Genomic DNA, 245 nt, shown 5'->3' on the forward strand with positions numbered 1-245 from the left:
CCAAAATCAAAACCTTTTGAGTGTGAATTTCCTTCTTCATCAAAGGCTAAATCTTGTCCTATCATGATGATATTTTTAAATCCCAAAGCCAAAGCTAAAGTATAAGAAAAATGACTTACATGAGTACCCGTATCTATATAGCCAAAGTCATTAAAGTTAAAGCGTTGGTAAAGGGCTTTATTTCTTAAAACAATCATACAATTTTCAGCCTTTAAACTACGCGCGACATTAGGATGCGTAGCACA

At 33.9% G+C, this 245-nt stretch carries 1 protein-coding gene; it reads right to left on the minus strand.

Annotated features, from left to right (window positions below; all coding sequences use genetic code 11):
* On the minus strand, nucleotides 1–245 hold a 245-nt coding region (locus tag CCO88_RS10055), incomplete at both ends, for a 6-hydroxymethylpterin diphosphokinase MptE-like protein (protein WP_002841149.1).

The organism is Campylobacter coli LMG 9860 (assembly GCF_000254135.1).
GTDB classification, from domain to species: Bacteria; Campylobacterota; Campylobacteria; order Campylobacterales; family Campylobacteraceae; genus Campylobacter_D; species Campylobacter_D coli.